We start from the raw sequence: 14,668 nt of genomic DNA, 5'->3' as shown, positions 1-14,668 counted from the left end.
GCAGGAAGGGGAATACGATCATGGCCAAGATAAGCCTCACGCTCATCCAGACCTTCTATCAGGTCGCCCGGCACGGGTCCTTTTCAGGCGCCGCACGCGAGCTGAACCTGAGCTACCAGTCGGCGGCCAATCACGTGCGTCGGCTGGAGCAGATTCTGAAGGGCAAGCTGATCGAATCCGAGCAGGGGGCAAAACGCATCGCGCTGACGCCGCGCGGACGCGCGCTCTACAATCTCCTGCACCCGGAGCTCGACATCATGCTCGAGCGGCTGACCAAGCTGATCGAGAACCAACGCTCGTCGCTGCGGGTGGGCATGCCGCAGGCGATCTTCTTCTACCTCTTTCCGCAGGTACTGGCCCGGTTTCGCGAGAACTTCCCTGAAATGGAGTTCGCCGTCTATGAGCGCGACACGGTTCTGGCGGAGCTCGTCAAGAACGGCAGTCTCGATGTCTGCATCTCCGAGCGCTATTTCGGCGATCCGGTGGTGCCGCAGCGCCTGCTCGGCAGCTATCGCCTGAGCCTGGTCTATCCACGGGAATGGGGCGATATTCCCAGCCAGCAGGATATTCCGGCCTGGGCCGAGGGACGTCCCTTCATCACCTTCGAGCCCGGCCAGACGCTGCGCAATCTCGCCGTCGATTTCCTGAGCCGCGACGGCGCCATCGTGCAGCCGGTCATTTCCACCTCGGGCAGTTCGAGCGTAAAGCGCTGCGTAGAGGAAGGTCTCGGCTTCTCCATCATCCCCTCCTGGTGCATCGCTCCCGAAGACGTGACAATCAAATCGACCAAGCTCACCAACCTGCCGGAAGTGCGCGTCTATTTCGGCACGGCCGGATTCCTGCAGACTCATTCAACGGTGCAGCAGCTCTTCGAAGATTGCCAGCGCGAACTCGTCGGACCCGTTCTCGATCCGCCGCGCGGCGGCGAGTTCTCTCATCCGCCGCTTTGAAGCCAACATATAAAAAAGCGGATAAGTTGCTCCGCGTCTCTAGCATTGTCCCTGCGGTATCCGCGGATAGGCTGTCTTTCGGCCGAAAACGCCGCGCCCTCCATAAAAGAGGCGCGGAGCCGGACCTCACAAACTCTCGGGGAACGATGGAGGACCTGACATGAACCTGATTTCCAAGATCTGCGGCGCGGCAACCGTCGCGCTATCGCTTTTGACCGGCGTGGCACATGCCGGAACGATCGACGACATCCGCTCGCGCGGCGTGCTGCGCATTCCGGCAATCCTCAACGAGGTGCCCTACTTCAACAAGGATCCGCGCACCGGCGAGTGGCAGGGCTTTGTCATCGACATGGCGAACGACATTGCCAAGACGCTGGACGTGAAGCTCGAAGTCGTCGAATCCAGCTGGGCCAACGCCATTCTCGACGTGCAGAGCGGCAAGGTGGATATGGCCTTCGCCGTGACGGCAACGCCGGTTCGCGCCATGTCGGTCTCGTTCTCCGATCCCACCTATTACAACAGCTTCGTGCTGGTGTCGGCGAAGGACGAACTGAACGGCAAGAGCTGGAATGAGCTCAACGACCCGCAATACACATTCGCCGTCGACCTCGGCTCCGCGCAGGACCTGATGACGCAGCAATATCTTCCCAAGGCGAACATCCTGCGCTTCAAGACCCGTGACGAGGCCATCGTGGCCGTGACCACCGGCAAGGCGGACGCCCTCGTCAACACCATGCTGAACGGTCTGGTGATCTCAAAGAAGGCGCCGGCCATCGGCGCGGTGAAGGTTCCGACGCCCGTTCTCTCCACACCGTCGGTCATCGCGGTCAATTACGGTACGGACGAAACCTTCAAGAGCTTCGTTTCGGCCTGGGCGGAATACAACCGCCGCATCGGCAACAACCAGACCTGGATCCTCAAGAGCCTCGAGCCGTTCGGCGTCATGCTCACCGATATGCCCGCCGGCTTCGGCTTCGGCGGCTGAACAAGAACAACGACCAACAAGACTGGCCTTCGCATTTCGGTGCGAAGGCTTTTTCGTTTCAGGCGATCATTCGAGTTTCCGTAGCATCAAGCCTGCCGGCTCTGCCTGCTCGGTGTTTCAGCCTCGCGTGTCGGCAAGCACCAGATCGGCCCCCTTGTCGGCAATCATCATAACGGCCGCCTGGGTGTTGCCGGAGACCATTTCCGGCATGACGGATGCATCGATGATGCGCAGCCCCTTTATTCCACGCACCCGCAAACGCGCGTCGACGACACACTCCGGGTCGGCCTCCCCGCCCATGCGGCAGGTTCCCGCGGTGTGATAGATGGTCTGTCCATTGCGTCGGGCGAAATCCAGCCAATCCTCTTCGCTCACGCAGTCCTTGCCGGGGCTCATCTCGCGCACGCGGAAGGCGTCCATCGGCGCCTGTTCCATGACCGTGCGGCCGATCTTCATGCCTTCGACCATGGCGCGGCGATCCTCCGCCGTTGCAAGGAAGTTCGGCCTGATGGCCGGCTGCCTTGCGGGGTCGGGAGAGACAATGTGGATGGTGCCGCGCGATTCCGGCCGCAGCTGTGTGACGCCGAGCGTCATTCCGGGAAAGCGGTCGAGCTTGCGCTCGGCTGCGTTGGCATAGCTCGCATGCATGAAGAAGAACTGGACGTCCGGCCCCTCCAGCCCCTCACGCGTGCGCACGAAACCGTGCGCAAGCCCTGTGCCGAAGGTGAGCACGCCTTTCCGCGCCAGCGCATAGCGCGCCACCGCGCGCAGAAGACGCCAGCCGCGCGTTTCCTCGTTAAGCGTTTCGGGGCGGCTCACGCGCCAGTTCATCCGGGTGCAGAAATGATCGAGATAATTTTCCCCCACCCCCGACAGGATATGACGGGGCTCGATGCCTGCTGCCTTCAATACTTCAGGCCTGCCGATGCCCGACAGCTCCAGAAGCTGAGGGGACTGCACGGCACCAGCTGCCAGGATCACCTCGCAGCGGGCAGACAGGCGCTCCGCCTTTCCAGGCCGTTTCACCTCGACACCGGCAGCACGCCCCTCGGACAGGAGGAGCTTCACCGCGAAGGTGTCCGTCAGCACCGCGAGGTTCTTGCGGCCCCGCGCCGGCGCAAGCCAGGCTGCAGCCGCGCTGACGCGCCGACCGCTCTTCTGGTTCACCTGATAATAGCCGAAACCATCCTGTGAGACCCCGTTATAGTCAGGGTTGCGGCGATAGCCCGCCGCCTCCCCCGCGGAAATGAAAGCTTCGGCGATGGCCGGTCGCTCCTCCACCTCGCAGACCGGCAAAGGGCCATCCTTTCCACGCGCATCATCCGGATCTGGTCCGACATAGGTTTCAAGGCGGCGGAAGACCGGTTCCACATCGTCGAAACCCCATCCCGTGCAGCCGCGCTGCGCCCAGCGATTGTAGTCCTGGGGCTGGCCGCGCACATAGATCATGCCGTTGATCAGGGTGGAGCCGCCCAGCCCCTTGCCACGCGGCACGGCGATCTCGCGCATGCAGGTGGCGGGTTCGGGTTCGGTGCGGAAGTTCCAGTTATAGCTTGGATTGGTGAGCAGCTTGTAGAAACCGGCCGGCACCACGGTCCACGGGCTTCGCGCCTCACCGCCCGCCTCGAGCAGGGCCACCGTATGACGCCCATCCGCGCTCAGGCGCTCGGCCAGAATGCAACCCGCTGTGCCCCCGCCGACAATGATGAAATCGAACGCGGTCCCGGACGGCTCGATCGGCATCAAAAGGCCCGCATGTGCTGCGCCATCAGGCGTATCTGGTTCTCCAGCATGGGAAGGCCCGGCTGAACGCGGCAGCCGGCCGCTTCGGCGGCTTGCAGGAGAGGCGTCATGGCCGGATGCATGATGGCCTCGGCGACCACCTGACCGGCATGCAGCTGCGCCGCATCCACCGGCAATGCGTCGCCCTTCTGCATGCCAAGCGACGTGGCATTCATGATGAGATCCTGATCGGCCACGCGTGCGGCATCGGTCGAAAGCGGAAGTTCTGGATAGGCAACGGCTATGCGCTCGCAAAGGGCGCGCGCCCTGGCCTCGGTGCGGTTCGCGACCGTGAGGGACGCCACGCCGGCTGCCGCCAGCGCGAAAGCGACCGCACTTGCCGCTCCCCCCGCACCCGCCACATAGGCGCGCATGCCCTTCGGTTCGATGTTCGCAGCGCGCAATCCCTCGACAAAGCCGATACCGTCGAGAATGGCGCCGACAAGGCGCCCATCCACCTCGCGGCGGACGCAGTTGACGGCCCCGACCCGGCGGGCCTCTTCGGTCAATTCGTCACACAGATCGACAACCGAAGGCTTGTGCGGCACGGTGACGATGAAACCGCCAAGGTTTTGCATGGCGCGAAAGCCCGCCAGCATATCCGCAAGCCCTGGAGGGGTCACATGGACGGGCACGAGCACGCCATCGGCCTTTTCGGCTGCAAGCAGGCTGTTGAAGACTTCCGGCGTCTTCACGTGATGGATCGGGTCGGCAATGATACCGAAAATGCGGGTGCGTCCAGTAATGCTGGTCATCGGCTTTCTTTCCGGCTCCATCAGGTCATGTAGAGGCCGCCAGCGACATCCACCGTCTGGCCGGTCACGAAACTCGATTCGGCGGAGGTGAGCCAGAGGGCGACATCGGCCACTTCCTCCGGCTGGCCAAGCCGCGCCATCGGGGTCAGGCGCACCTGCTCCTCGTTGATCTCCGGCGCGACGCCGCGGACCATCGGTGTTTCGATGCGACCGGGCGCCAGCGCATTCACCCGAATGCCGTAAGGACCGAGTTCCGCCGCAAGATGCTTCGTGAAGCCGATAATGGCGGATTTGGTGGCGGCGTAATGGCAGGCGACAATGGGCGAATAGGTCTTGCCGGCGACCGACGAGGTGTTGACGATCCAGCCGCGCTGCGCCGCGCGCATCGATCCGGAAAGAAGCCGGATCGTATTGAAGGTGCCCGTGAGGTTCACATCGACCACGCGGCGCCATTCCGCCGGATCCATCTCCCAGACCTTGTGGGCGACACCTTCATGCTTGGGCGAGATTCCGGCGTTGTTGATGACCGTATCGAAGGTGCCCCCCATCGCATTCGCCGCTTCGCCGGCGGCTGCTTCGAGGGCAATGTAGTCGGCGACATCGACGGTAAGGCCGACGGCCTTGCCGCGTCCGGCAGCTTCTATTTCCGCCACCGCCCGCGCCACATCCTCGGCGCGCAGATCGGCAACGCCGACGGTGGCGCCACGCGCGGCAAACCCAAGCGCGATAGCCCGGCCGATGCCATTTGCCGCTCCCGTCACCAGCACGCGGCGGCCGGCATGGCTGTCGCGCGCGGCCATGGCGCGCGGGTTCAGTTCACGTTCGCTCATTCGTTCAGATCCCCAGATAAGCCTGCCTTACGTGATCGTCCTTCAACAGCGCCTCTGCCGTATCGGACAGGACGATGGAGCCGTTTTCCAGGACATAACCCCGGTCGGCGGCCTTGAGCGTGTTGAAGACATTCTGCTCCACGATGAGCACGGTCGCTCCGCTCGCTACGATTTTGCCGATCACCTCGAACACCTGCGCCACGATGATGGGCGCCAGACCCAACGACGGCTCATCGAACATCAGGAGCTTCGGCCGTGCCATCATGCCGCGCGCGATGGCCACCATCTGCTGCTCGCCGCCTGAAAGCGAGGAAGCATGCTGATCGAGCCGCTCGCGGATGCGCGGAAAAAGCTCCATCACATGGTCCATCGTCTCGGCCTGATGGTCACGAGCGCCGCGGCGATAGGCGCCCATGAGCAGGTTTTCGCGCACCGTCATGTCGGGAAACAGCTGGCGCCCCTCGGGGATGAGGGTGATGCCCAGTTCGACAATGTCATGGGCAGACATCTTCGTGATATCTTCTCCCTCGAACAGGATACGCCCTGTGGTCGGCTTCAGAAGCCCGGCGATGGTGCGCAGCGTCGTGGTCTTGCCTGCGCCATTCGCACCGACAATGGTCACCACCTCGGACTGGTTCACTTCGAGCGATACGCCGTTCAGGATCGTTGTGGCGCCGTAGCCGGCATCGATGCCCTCAATATTGAGCATGGGCGAAGTCCTTTCCGAGATAAGCCTCAATCACGTCGGGATCGCGCACCACGTCATGCGGCTTGCCTTCGGCGACGATCTCCCCGGAGTTGAGAACGATCACCCGATCGGAGAGAGACATGACCGCCTGCATCACATGCTCGATGGCGATGATGCTGACGCCCGTATCGCGGATCGAAAGCATGAGGTCGATGGCGCGGCGCACATCCGTCTGGTTGATGCCGGCCATGACCTCGTCAAGCAGAAGGATGCGCGGTTCCATGGCCATGACGCGCGCCACCTCCAGCCGCTTCAGCCCGCCGATGGTCAGCCCCCTCGCCTCGGCGTTCAGCCAGGGCGCAAGCCCCATGCGATGCGCGGTTTCGCGCGCGGCCTCGCGCGCGTCGTTGACATCGTGGTGGCGATAGAACGCTCCGACCATGATGTTTTCCTCAACCGTCATCGCGGCGAAGGGCTGAACGATCTGGAAGGTGCGTCCGACGCCAAGGGCCGCGAAATCGCCCGGCGTGACGGGGTTCTGGAAACGCCCTTCGCGGTCGAGCACCGAAACGCTGCCGCTATCGGGCTGGAGGAAGCCCGAAATCATGTTGAAGACGGTCGTCTTGCCGGCGCCATTGGGGCCGATGAGACCCAGAATTTCGCCTTCGCGCAACGAGAAGCTGACATTGTTGGTGACATGCAGGCCGCCGAAATGCTTGTCGAGATTTTCGACCCGCATGACCTCACGTCCGATTGCCGGACGCTCCTCGGGGCTTTCGGCAGTGCGCGCGGCAGCGACCACAGGCCCTGCCTGGACAGCTTGCTCTTCCCCGCCAGTCCTGCGGGCGGTGAAACGCTGCAACGCGCCCATGATGCCGTTCGGCATGAAGAGCACGGCGAGAACCAGAACCACGCCATAGACGAAACCATGCAGGCCGAGTGCCTCGGCGCCGAGCATGCCGCGTGCGAATTCCGTGACAGGCACCAGAAGGGCAGCCCCCAGGAGCGGGCCGTATATTGTGCCGATGCCACCGATGAGGGCGAACATGGCGATCTGGATCGAGAAGGAGAGCGAGAACATCGCCGCCGGCTCGATAAAGGTGAGATACATGGCGTGGAACGTGCCCAGCATGGCGGCCAGCGCTGCCGACACCGCAACGGCGATGAGGCGCACTTTGACCGTCTGCACGCCGGCAGCACGGGCAGCCGATTCACGCTCGCGCGTTGCAACCAGGTAGAAGCCCAGCCGGTGACTGCGAATGAGGTGCGCGACCGCGAGACAAACCAGCATAAGGCCGAAGGCAATGATGAGCGCGGGGAGGCGCTCGCGGAACACCATCCATTCCCAGCCGAGCTTGAGCTGGATCATCAAGCCCATTGCGCCGCCGGTCAGCCCGCGAAAATGCAGGGCGAGCACGCGAAAGACCTCCAGGAAGGCAATCGTGGCGAGCGCGAAAAAGGGCCCCTGAAGGCGGAAGCAGGGATAGCTGACCACCACGGCAACCAGCGCCGCCACGCCAGCGCCGACGAACATGCCGAGCCAGGGACTGATGCCCATGTTCATCAGGATCACGCCGGCATAGCCCCCGATGCCATAGAACATTGCGTGCCCCAGGGAGAGCTGCCCCGCATAGCCACCGACAATGTTCCACGCCGTGGAGAGGCCCGCGAAAAGGCAGATGGTGATGAAGATGTGATAGACGAACTCATCTCCAATCACGACGGGGATGAGGAACAACGCCGCAAGCAGCGCGACCACGCCCATGGCAGCCAAAGGCAGGCCACGGGAAGCGGGAAGTGTCTTGGTAAAGGTCACGGCGTCCTCGCTAGCTGATGTGCGACAGTTTCAGCCGCGTTCCGAACAGGCCGGAGGGCTTCAGGATCAGGATGACAAGGAACACGCCGAAGACGACGGCCTCCCGCAGGTCCGAACCGATGTAGAAACCGGCAAGCGAATCCAGCAGGCCGATGATGATCGCGCCGACAAAGGCTCCGGGGATAGACCCCAGACCGCCAAGAACAACCACGACGAAAGCCGTCAGCACGAAATAGGTGCCGATGGTGCTGGACGTCGGATAAAGCGGCGCTACCAACGATGAGGCAAGCCCTACGCAGGCCGCGCCGATGCCGAAGCTCAACACGTAGATCCAGTTGACATTGATGCCCATGAGCTGGGCCGCAGCACGATTTTGAGCGACCGCGCGAATGGCCCTGCCCGTTTGCGTGCGGCGCAGGAAAAATTCCAGACCGACGACGAGAAGCGCCGCACAGATAAGGATATAGAGCTGGCCTTCGAGGATACGCACTGGACCGAGCTGGATGGAGCTGCGCAGGCCGGATGACGGCGTGTTGGCGATATCGGCGCCGAAGATGAGAAGCGCCAGATTGATCATTGCCGTGGACAGGCCGACCGTGGCGAAAATCTGCACATGTTCGTCGCGGGCCGAGAGAAGAGGCTGGATCAGCAGCTTCTGCGTGACAGCGCCGAGCACGAACAGGGCGGGTGCAACGACCACCACGCTCGCATAGGGATGCAGGCCCAGCTGGGTTGTGATCAGGTAGGTCAGGAACATTCCCGCCATGAGGAATTCGCCATGGGCGAAATTCACCACCTTGATGATGCCGAAGATCAGGGTGAGGCCGATGCTGATAATGGCGAACAGACCGCCGAGCATCAGACCGTTGGCTACGACCTGGAGAAATGTTTCCATGACGCCTCGCTGGTTAAACGGGTGCGGTCCGGGCGAGGCACGAAAGCACCCCGCCCGGTGGGGAGGATCAGTTGGCGAACCGCATGTCGGCAGCGGCAGCGGCGTCCGGATAAACCGTGACGAGCTTTCCGTCCTGCCACTGCATGCCCATCATCGAAGCGCGTTCGTTCTGGTTGCCCGCACCGAACTGCACGCCATAACCGGCTGCGGTTTCGCCCTGCGGAATATCGATGCCCGCAACGGCCTCGACGATGGCGTCAGGCTCGAAGCTGCCGGCCTTGTCGATGGCCTTCAGGATGGCCATGGCGCCCACGTAATTGTTGAGCGAGTGACCCGAGCGCGGTTCGCTGCCGTATTTAGCCTTGTAGGCCTCGACAAAGGCTTCCAGGCCAGGCGTGAACTCGGTGTTGACCGCATATTGGGTGAAATCCGCATCGAGCACGCCTTCGATGACATCCTTGCCGACCGCCTCGGCAGTCGGGATCATCGAATAACCACCGCCGCCGCCGATGATCGCCGCCGGCTTGTAGCCGGCCTCATTGGCCTGCTGGAGGAACAGCACAGAATCGTTCTGGTACGAGGTCTGAAGAACCACATCCACTTCGCGCTGCTTCAGATCGAGCACGATCGAGGACATGTCCACCGTGGCGGCAGGATAGCCCTGGGTGGTGACGATGTTGAGGCCGGCCTCCTTGCCGTAGCGCTCCTGATGGCCGGCGACGGAGGTTCCGTAACTCGAATCCTCGTGGATGATACCGATCTTCAGATCCTTCGGGTCCTTGCCTATGCCCGGCGCGACCTTGTTGACGATCATGTCCACGATGAGCTTGCCCATGTGGTCTGCCGTCGGATTGGTGCGGAACAGATATTTGAAATCGCGGCTGGTGACTTCATCGGCCACGGCGCCCAGTTCAAAATAGGGAACACCCGCGAGCTCGGCCACCTGGCTTGCCGCGATGGAACGCGCCGAAGAATAGGAACCGAAGATCGCCTTGACAGCGGCGACCGAGATGAGACGGCGTGCTTCGCCAATCGCCTGGTTGTTGTCCACCGCATCGCCGCGTTCCAGGACGACCTTCTCACCCTGCACACCGCCGGCAGCGTTGATCTCGTCGACAGCGATCTCCAGACCGCGGGCGCTTTCCTCGCCGAGCAGGGCCAACTGCCCGCTGAAGGGGTACAGTGCGCCGAATTTCACATCGGCAAGCGCGCCGGTCGCCATCATGGCGAGTGCGAGGGCGCTGGTCGTCATCAGTCCGAAACGTTTCATGTCTTCCTCCCTTGGATTTGAATCCGTTTGCTGTTTTTCAGTAATCGAGCGTGGTCTTACCCTGGAAAACGCTGATCGGCGGGTGAGCCCGCTCGTCGGTGACCACATCGATCACCGTCACGCCCCCTCCGGCGAGTGCTGCTTCCAGCGCCGGCGCGAAATCATCCGCACGCTCCACACGCACGCCTTCACAACCGCAGGCGCGCGCTATGGCCGCGTGATCAACCGCTTCGAAGTGGCAGACATCCGTGTGATCGCCGAAAATCGCGAGTTCGGCGTGTTTCTGGTAACCTAGAATCTGGTTGTTCAACACCACGATCACGATCGGCAACTTCATTCGCCGGGCCGTCTCCATCTCTGCCCAGACATGGGCGAAACCGCCATCGCCGGTTACGCAGACAACCGGCGCTTCCGGGCGGGCCGCCTTCGCGCCGATGGCGAAAGGCAGGCCCCAGCCGAGGCCGGCAAGACCGCGCGGCGTGAGAAAGCGCTGGCCGCCACGGCGGGCCGTGAGACCGTTGGAAATCCAGATCGAGGAGTAGCTCGCATCGGCAACGACAATCGCATCGGGCGTGATCGTCTTGTCGATGTCGGCCATGATGCGCTCGGGACGCAGCGGCGCGGCCTCCATATCGACGAGGCGGGCAAGGTCGGTGGCGGCGGCTTCCCGGCCACCGGCGATCTTCGCCTCCAATGCCTCGCGCCGGCTCTCCGCACCCGACAGATCACAGGACGAAAGCGCGGCGTTGAGTGCCGCAAGCGAGAGCTTTGCGTCGCCCTGCAGACGCAGCGCCTCGTAGTTGCGGCCGATCTCGGCGCTGTCGACGTCGAGATGGATATAGGTCGCGCTGTCGGGGTACAGCGACCAGCTGTCGGTTCCGTTCTGGTTCGTCCGGTTACCGACGAGAAGCACCACATCGGCTTCAGTCACCAGATCGCGGAGATGAGCCGTGCGGCTGCCCGGAGCCATGAAATAACCGACCACACCGACGGAAAGCGGCGCGGTCTCGTCCACGGACCCCTTGCCCATGACCGTCGTTGCGACCGGAAAGCCCATTGCCTGAAGAGCCGCGAGCTCTTCCTGTGCGCCGGAGATATGCACACCGCCGCCCGCAATGACGATGGGCGCGCGCGCCTTGGCCAGAACGGACGCCGCTTCCGCGACTCGGTTCGGATCGGCCACCGTGCGGTCGAGCGGAAAATGCCCCATCTGCGCGGCGCGGCGCGGTGCATCGGCGCGCAGTTCAGGATGGGCATCGAGCACATCGACCGGCACGAGAAGAACCGCCGGACCGCAACGGCCGCTGGCCGCAGCGGTGAATGCCATGTCGACATAATCATCGATGCGCGACGGATCGGCCACCCGGCGCACCCATTTGGCAACGCCGGAGAAGAGGGCGAAATGATCGAGCTCCTGGAAGGCGTTCTTGTCGGTGAAGGAGCGATGCACGTCCTGCACGATCGCGACAATCGGCACGGACGCCTTCAACGCCTCGGCAAGGCCCGGCACAAGGAGCGTGGCGGCAGGGCCGTTTTGCGCCGTCACCACCGGGACCTTGCCGGAAATGCGCGCATAGGCATCCGCCATGGCAGCGCCTGCATTCTCGGTGCGATAGCCGATCTGGCGAATGCCGTAGTGAGGTGCTGCGAGGAAGAGAGCCGACGGGATCGATTGCCCGAAAATCTCCTTCACCCCGTGCCGCTGGAGCGCTGCGGCAAGCACATGCGCTCCCGTCTCATTGGCGGTGCCGGCCTTGATTTCGCTTTGCTGGTTCATTGCATCCTCTTGATGAAGCTCAAGCTTCGTGCGTCATTGTCAGAACGATCTTGCCGACATGATTTCCGCCATCCATGCGCTCATGGGCACGGGCGACCTGGTCAAATGGAAAAACGCTATCGATGATCGGCCAGGCCTCCTTGCGGGCGAGGAGCGGAACGACATTCTCCTCCAGCGCGCGGGCAAGCCTCGCCTTCATCGCAACAGGGCGGGCGCGCAGCGTCGATCCGGTCAATGTCAGCCGCTTGAAGAGCAACGGACCGAGATCGAGCTCCGCCTTGCTGCCATACTGAAAGGCGATCTGCGCGATGCGGCCATCGACGGCGACAAGGTCCAGGTTGCGCTGAAAATAAGGCGCCCCCACCATGTCGAGGATGACATCGGGGCCACGCCCATCCGTAAGCCTGCGAGCTTCTTCAACGAAGTCGGCCTTGCGGTAGTTGATGGCATGATCGGCGCCGATCTTGACGCAGGCATCGCATTTTTCGTCGGTGCCGGCGGTGGCAATCACCGTGGAACCCCGCGCCTTGGCGAGCTGGATCGCCGTCGAGCCGATGCCGGACGTGCCACCGTGAACGAGAAGCGTTTCGCCAGAAACCAGCCCGGCCCGCTCGAAAACATTGCTCCAGACCGTGAAGTAGGTTTCCGGCACCGCGCCGGCTTCGACGAATCCCATGGCGTCGGGTATGCCGATGGCGACATCTTCGTGCACCACGGCCCGCTCGGCATAGGCGCCGGAGGCCACCAGCGCCATGACGCGGGCGCCCGGCGCAAAGCGCGTGACGGCTTCGCCGACGCTTTCAACGGTGCCCGCCAGTTCCAGACCCAGAACATCCGTTGCGCCTGGCGGGGGCGGATAGTTGCCCTGACGCTGCATCACATCCGGGCGATTGATGCCGGCCGCATGCACGCGCACGATCATTTCGTTCGGGCCGCATGCGGGCAGCGGGCGCTCGACGATGCGCAATACATCGCTTCCGCCGGCGCCATCCGCAATGACGGAACGGGTCATCTCGGTCATACCAAATCCTCATCTGAAGGGGTTTGCGGCAGCAGCAGAACCTTGACCGCCGTGCGGCTGCGCGCTTTTTCGAATGCGCCTTCGGCCTGCGAAAGCGGCGCGCGCAACGAGATCATGGGAGCCAATTGCGGGCCGTGGGCCACAAGCAACGAGATCGCTTCCCGGAAAGCACGCTCCGTCGTATCGTGCGCGCCCCGCAATTGTTTCTTTTCCCGGACGAAGCGGGTTAAATCCAGCTCACACGCCTCATGATGAATGCCCGCCACGACAACAATGCCGCGGGGGCGCAAAACCGAAAGACCATCCGAAACCGAAGCCGCATGACCCGTCGCCTCGATCACCCGATCCGCCTCCCGACCGAAAACGCGCGCCACGGCTGCGTCCAGCGTCTCGCTTGCCAGATCGGCCGTGCGGATGAGCCCCAGGCGCCGCGCGCAATCGAGCCGCGCGTCATCTTTGAAACCCGCCAGCAGGACGTCCGCACCGCGCTGCTGCGCGACCCAGGCCGCGGCCATACCGATGGGCCCCGGCCCCAGCACCACGACGGCATCGCCCGGCTCGACCTCGGCAAGGTCGACGGCGTTGACGGAGACGGCCAGCGGCTCGGCAAGCGCTGCCACATCCATCGGCACCTCATCGGGAAGGCGAAAGCAGTTGGCTTCCGGAACATCGACGAATTCGGCAAACCCGCCATCGCAGTGCAGGCCGATGACGCGGCGGGAACGGCACTCTTCGGGCCGGCCGGCGATGCAACCCACGCAGGAGCCACAGAAGATCGTCGGCCAGCAAACGACGCGATCGCCGATGGCGAGAGCGGAAACACCGTTACCCGCCTCGACAACCGTTCCGGCAAATTCGTGACCGAGCGTGAGCGGCATGAGCCGCTCCATGAACTGATAGCCGCCCGTCCATTCATAGGCATGAAGGTCGCTTCCGCAGATGCCCGCCGCCCCGACGCGAATACGCACCGAACCGCGTTCGGGCGGATGCACGGGAACAGGCAAATCGGCAAGCTCCGCACCAAATGCGGGCTTCGCCTTGCGCAGCGCAAGCATGAATTTTCTCCTCCTCGGAAAGCCCCTCCCATGACAGCTGTCATTTCCTCGAAGAGACGGCTTTCCAGCCTCGTGTTATATGTTATTTGTTATAACACCCCTGTCAACAGGATTTGACCTATGAGCAGACAGCCCCGGCTCGCGCCGGAAACAGAAAACGAAACAAAGGCTTGGGTGCGACCTATCGTCAAAGAGAGCCTGAGCAACCAGGCATATTCGGAGCTGCGCTCCGCCTTGATGCGTGGCCGGCTGAAGCCTGGAGACCAGCTGCCGCTCAGGCCCATTTCGGCGCGTTTCGGCATCAGCGCGACACCGATGCGCGAGGCGCTTACGCGGCTTGTCGTCGAGCGGGCACTGATGCTGGATGCACGCGGCACGGTGACCGTTCCGCAGTTGACGCGCGACCAGCTTCTGGAAATCCGCAGCATCCGTGTCGATCTGGAGGGGCGGTGCGCCGAGAAAGCGGCTATCTGCGCAACGGAAGAACAGATCAACGGGCTCGAACAGATACATGCGGGCATTGCCGCGGCCCAGCGCGAGGAGGATTTCCTTGCGGCGGTCGATCTCAATACACAGTTCCATCTGGAACTGTGCCGGATCGCAGATCTGCCGGTCACCTATGAAATCGTCGAGGGGCTCTGGGTTCGATGCGGGCCCATTCTGACCCATCTGTATGATTCAGGCGTGCCGGAGGGCTGGGACCCACATCCACATGTGCGCATTATCGCGGCTCTGCGGGCAAAGGAGCCGGAAGAGGCCCGCAGCGCGATGCAATACGATATTGAGAATGGCGGACAGGGATTGCTGGACTATGTGTCGTCCTGAACCGCCGGAGCGGGGCCTC

At 63.1% G+C, this 14,668-nt stretch carries 13 protein-coding genes; 3 read left to right on the top strand and 10 right to left on the bottom strand.

The features are described from left to right. The first annotated feature begins 20 nt into the window (after positions 1-20). Positions 21-950 carry a LysR family transcriptional regulator gene (locus NA8A_RS01000; protein WP_009449349.1) on the top strand — a complete coding sequence of 310 codons (930 nt, stop codon included), beginning with the start codon at positions 21-23 and terminating at the stop codon, positions 948-950. 160 nt (positions 951-1,110) lie between these two features. Next, the gene (locus NA8A_RS00995) at positions 1,111-1,935 is read left to right on the top strand and encodes a transporter substrate-binding domain-containing protein (protein WP_009449348.1); all 825 of its coding nucleotides are present in this window, start codon (positions 1,111-1,113) and stop codon (positions 1,933-1,935) included. A gap of 117 nt (positions 1,936-2,052) precedes the next feature. On the opposite strand, the gene NA8A_RS00990 is transcribed toward NA8A_RS00995, so the two are convergent. The 10 genes from NA8A_RS00990 to NA8A_RS00945 all read right to left on the bottom strand — a co-directional run bounded on the left by NA8A_RS00990 (position 2,053) and on the right by NA8A_RS00945 (position 13,824). Then, positions 2,053-3,678, bottom strand: a complete 1,626-nt coding sequence (locus tag NA8A_RS00990; RefSeq protein ID WP_009449347.1) for a GMC family oxidoreductase — start codon at positions 3,676-3,678, stop codon at positions 2,053-2,055. Beyond that, positions 3,678-4,472, bottom strand: a complete 795-nt coding sequence (locus NA8A_RS00985) for a shikimate dehydrogenase family protein (RefSeq protein WP_009449346.1) — start codon at positions 4,470-4,472, stop codon at positions 3,678-3,680. Before NA8A_RS00985 ends, NA8A_RS00990 begins: the two co-directional genes overlap by 1 nt. Positions 4,473-4,492: 20 nt before the next feature. After that, positions 4,493-5,302, bottom strand: a complete 810-nt coding sequence (gene fabG, locus NA8A_RS00980; RefSeq protein WP_009449345.1) for a 3-oxoacyl-ACP reductase FabG — start codon at positions 5,300-5,302, stop codon at positions 4,493-4,495. A 4-nt stretch (positions 5,303-5,306) separates the two neighbouring features. Then, entirely contained in the window at positions 5,307-6,011 is a 705-nt protein-coding gene (locus NA8A_RS00975; RefSeq protein WP_009449344.1) for an ABC transporter ATP-binding protein, read from the bottom strand. After that, complete coding sequence (locus NA8A_RS00970) at positions 5,998-7,806, bottom strand: branched-chain amino acid ABC transporter ATP-binding protein/permease (RefSeq protein WP_009449343.1); 1,809 nt, start codon at positions 7,804-7,806, stop codon at positions 5,998-6,000. The genes NA8A_RS00975 and NA8A_RS00970 overlap by 14 nt, the downstream gene beginning before the upstream one ends. Positions 7,807-7,816: 10 nt before the next feature. Further along, positions 7,817-8,701 carry a branched-chain amino acid ABC transporter permease gene (locus NA8A_RS00965; RefSeq protein ID WP_009449342.1) on the bottom strand — a complete coding sequence of 295 codons (885 nt, stop codon included), beginning with the start codon at positions 8,699-8,701 and terminating at the stop codon, positions 7,817-7,819. A gap of 67 nt (positions 8,702-8,768) precedes the next feature. Beyond that, a complete protein-coding gene (locus NA8A_RS00960) occupies positions 8,769-9,971 on the bottom strand; it encodes an ABC transporter substrate-binding protein (protein WP_009449341.1) in 1,203 nt (400 codons plus the stop codon). A 37-nt stretch (positions 9,972-10,008) separates the two neighbouring features. Continuing rightward, positions 10,009-11,748, bottom strand: a complete 1,740-nt coding sequence (locus NA8A_RS00955; RefSeq protein ID WP_009449340.1) for an acetolactate synthase catalytic subunit — start codon at positions 11,746-11,748, stop codon at positions 10,009-10,011. A 19-nt stretch (positions 11,749-11,767) separates the two neighbouring features. Beyond that, positions 11,768-12,769 carry an NAD(P)H-quinone oxidoreductase gene (locus NA8A_RS00950; protein WP_009449339.1) on the bottom strand — a complete coding sequence of 334 codons (1,002 nt, stop codon included), beginning with the start codon at positions 12,767-12,769 and terminating at the stop codon, positions 11,768-11,770. Next, on the bottom strand, positions 12,766-13,824 hold the full coding sequence (locus NA8A_RS00945) for a zinc-dependent alcohol dehydrogenase (RefSeq protein ID WP_009449338.1): 1,059 nt from the start codon (positions 13,822-13,824) through the stop codon (positions 12,766-12,768). Before NA8A_RS00945 ends, NA8A_RS00950 begins: the two co-directional genes overlap by 4 nt. 120 nt (positions 13,825-13,944) lie before the next feature. Here NA8A_RS00945 and NA8A_RS00940 point away from each other — a divergent pair, with 120 nt between their 5' ends. Beyond that, positions 13,945-14,649 carry a GntR family transcriptional regulator gene (locus tag NA8A_RS00940; RefSeq protein WP_009449337.1) on the top strand — a complete coding sequence of 235 codons (705 nt, stop codon included), beginning with the start codon at positions 13,945-13,947 and terminating at the stop codon, positions 14,647-14,649. Positions 14,650-14,668 lie beyond the last annotated feature (19 nt).

It is taken from the genome of Nitratireductor indicus C115, assembly GCF_000300515.1.
In the GTDB taxonomy this organism is placed as follows: domain Bacteria; phylum Pseudomonadota; class Alphaproteobacteria; order Rhizobiales; family Rhizobiaceae; genus Nitratireductor; species Nitratireductor indicus.
Note: the sequence above shows the minus strand (reverse complement) of the source record. Positions and strands in the feature narration are given on the sequence as shown.

Coding starts and splice junctions, on each gene's coding strand:
- NA8A_RS01000 (WP_009449349.1), top strand. CDS start 21: ATGGCCAAGATAAGCCTCACGCTCATCCAGACCTTCTATCAGGTCGCC.
- NA8A_RS00995 (WP_009449348.1), top strand. CDS start 1,111: ATGAACCTGATTTCCAAGATCTGCGGCGCGGCAACCGTCGCGCTATCG.
- NA8A_RS00990 (WP_009449347.1), bottom strand. CDS start 3,678: ATGCCGATCGAGCCGTCCGGGACCGCGTTCGATTTCATCATTGTCGGC.
- NA8A_RS00985 (WP_009449346.1), bottom strand. CDS start 4,472: ATGACCAGCATTACTGGACGCACCCGCATTTTCGGTATCATTGCCGAC.
- fabG (WP_009449345.1), bottom strand. CDS start 5,302: ATGAGCGAACGTGAACTGAACCCGCGCGCCATGGCCGCGCGCGACAGC.
- NA8A_RS00975 (WP_009449344.1), bottom strand. CDS start 6,011: ATGCTCAATATTGAGGGCATCGATGCCGGCTACGGCGCCACAACGATC.
- NA8A_RS00965 (WP_009449342.1), bottom strand. CDS start 8,701: ATGGAAACATTTCTCCAGGTCGTAGCCAACGGTCTGATGCTCGGCGGT.
- NA8A_RS00960 (WP_009449341.1), bottom strand. CDS start 9,971: ATGAAACGTTTCGGACTGATGACGACCAGCGCCCTCGCACTCGCCATG.
- NA8A_RS00955 (WP_009449340.1), bottom strand. CDS start 11,748: ATGAACCAGCAAAGCGAAATCAAGGCCGGCACCGCCAATGAGACGGGA.
- NA8A_RS00950 (WP_009449339.1), bottom strand. CDS start 12,769: ATGACCGAGATGACCCGTTCCGTCATTGCGGATGGCGCCGGCGGAAGC.
- NA8A_RS00945 (WP_009449338.1), bottom strand. CDS start 13,824: ATGCTTGCGCTGCGCAAGGCGAAGCCCGCATTTGGTGCGGAGCTTGCC.
- NA8A_RS00940 (WP_009449337.1), top strand. CDS start 13,945: ATGAGCAGACAGCCCCGGCTCGCGCCGGAAACAGAAAACGAAACAAAG.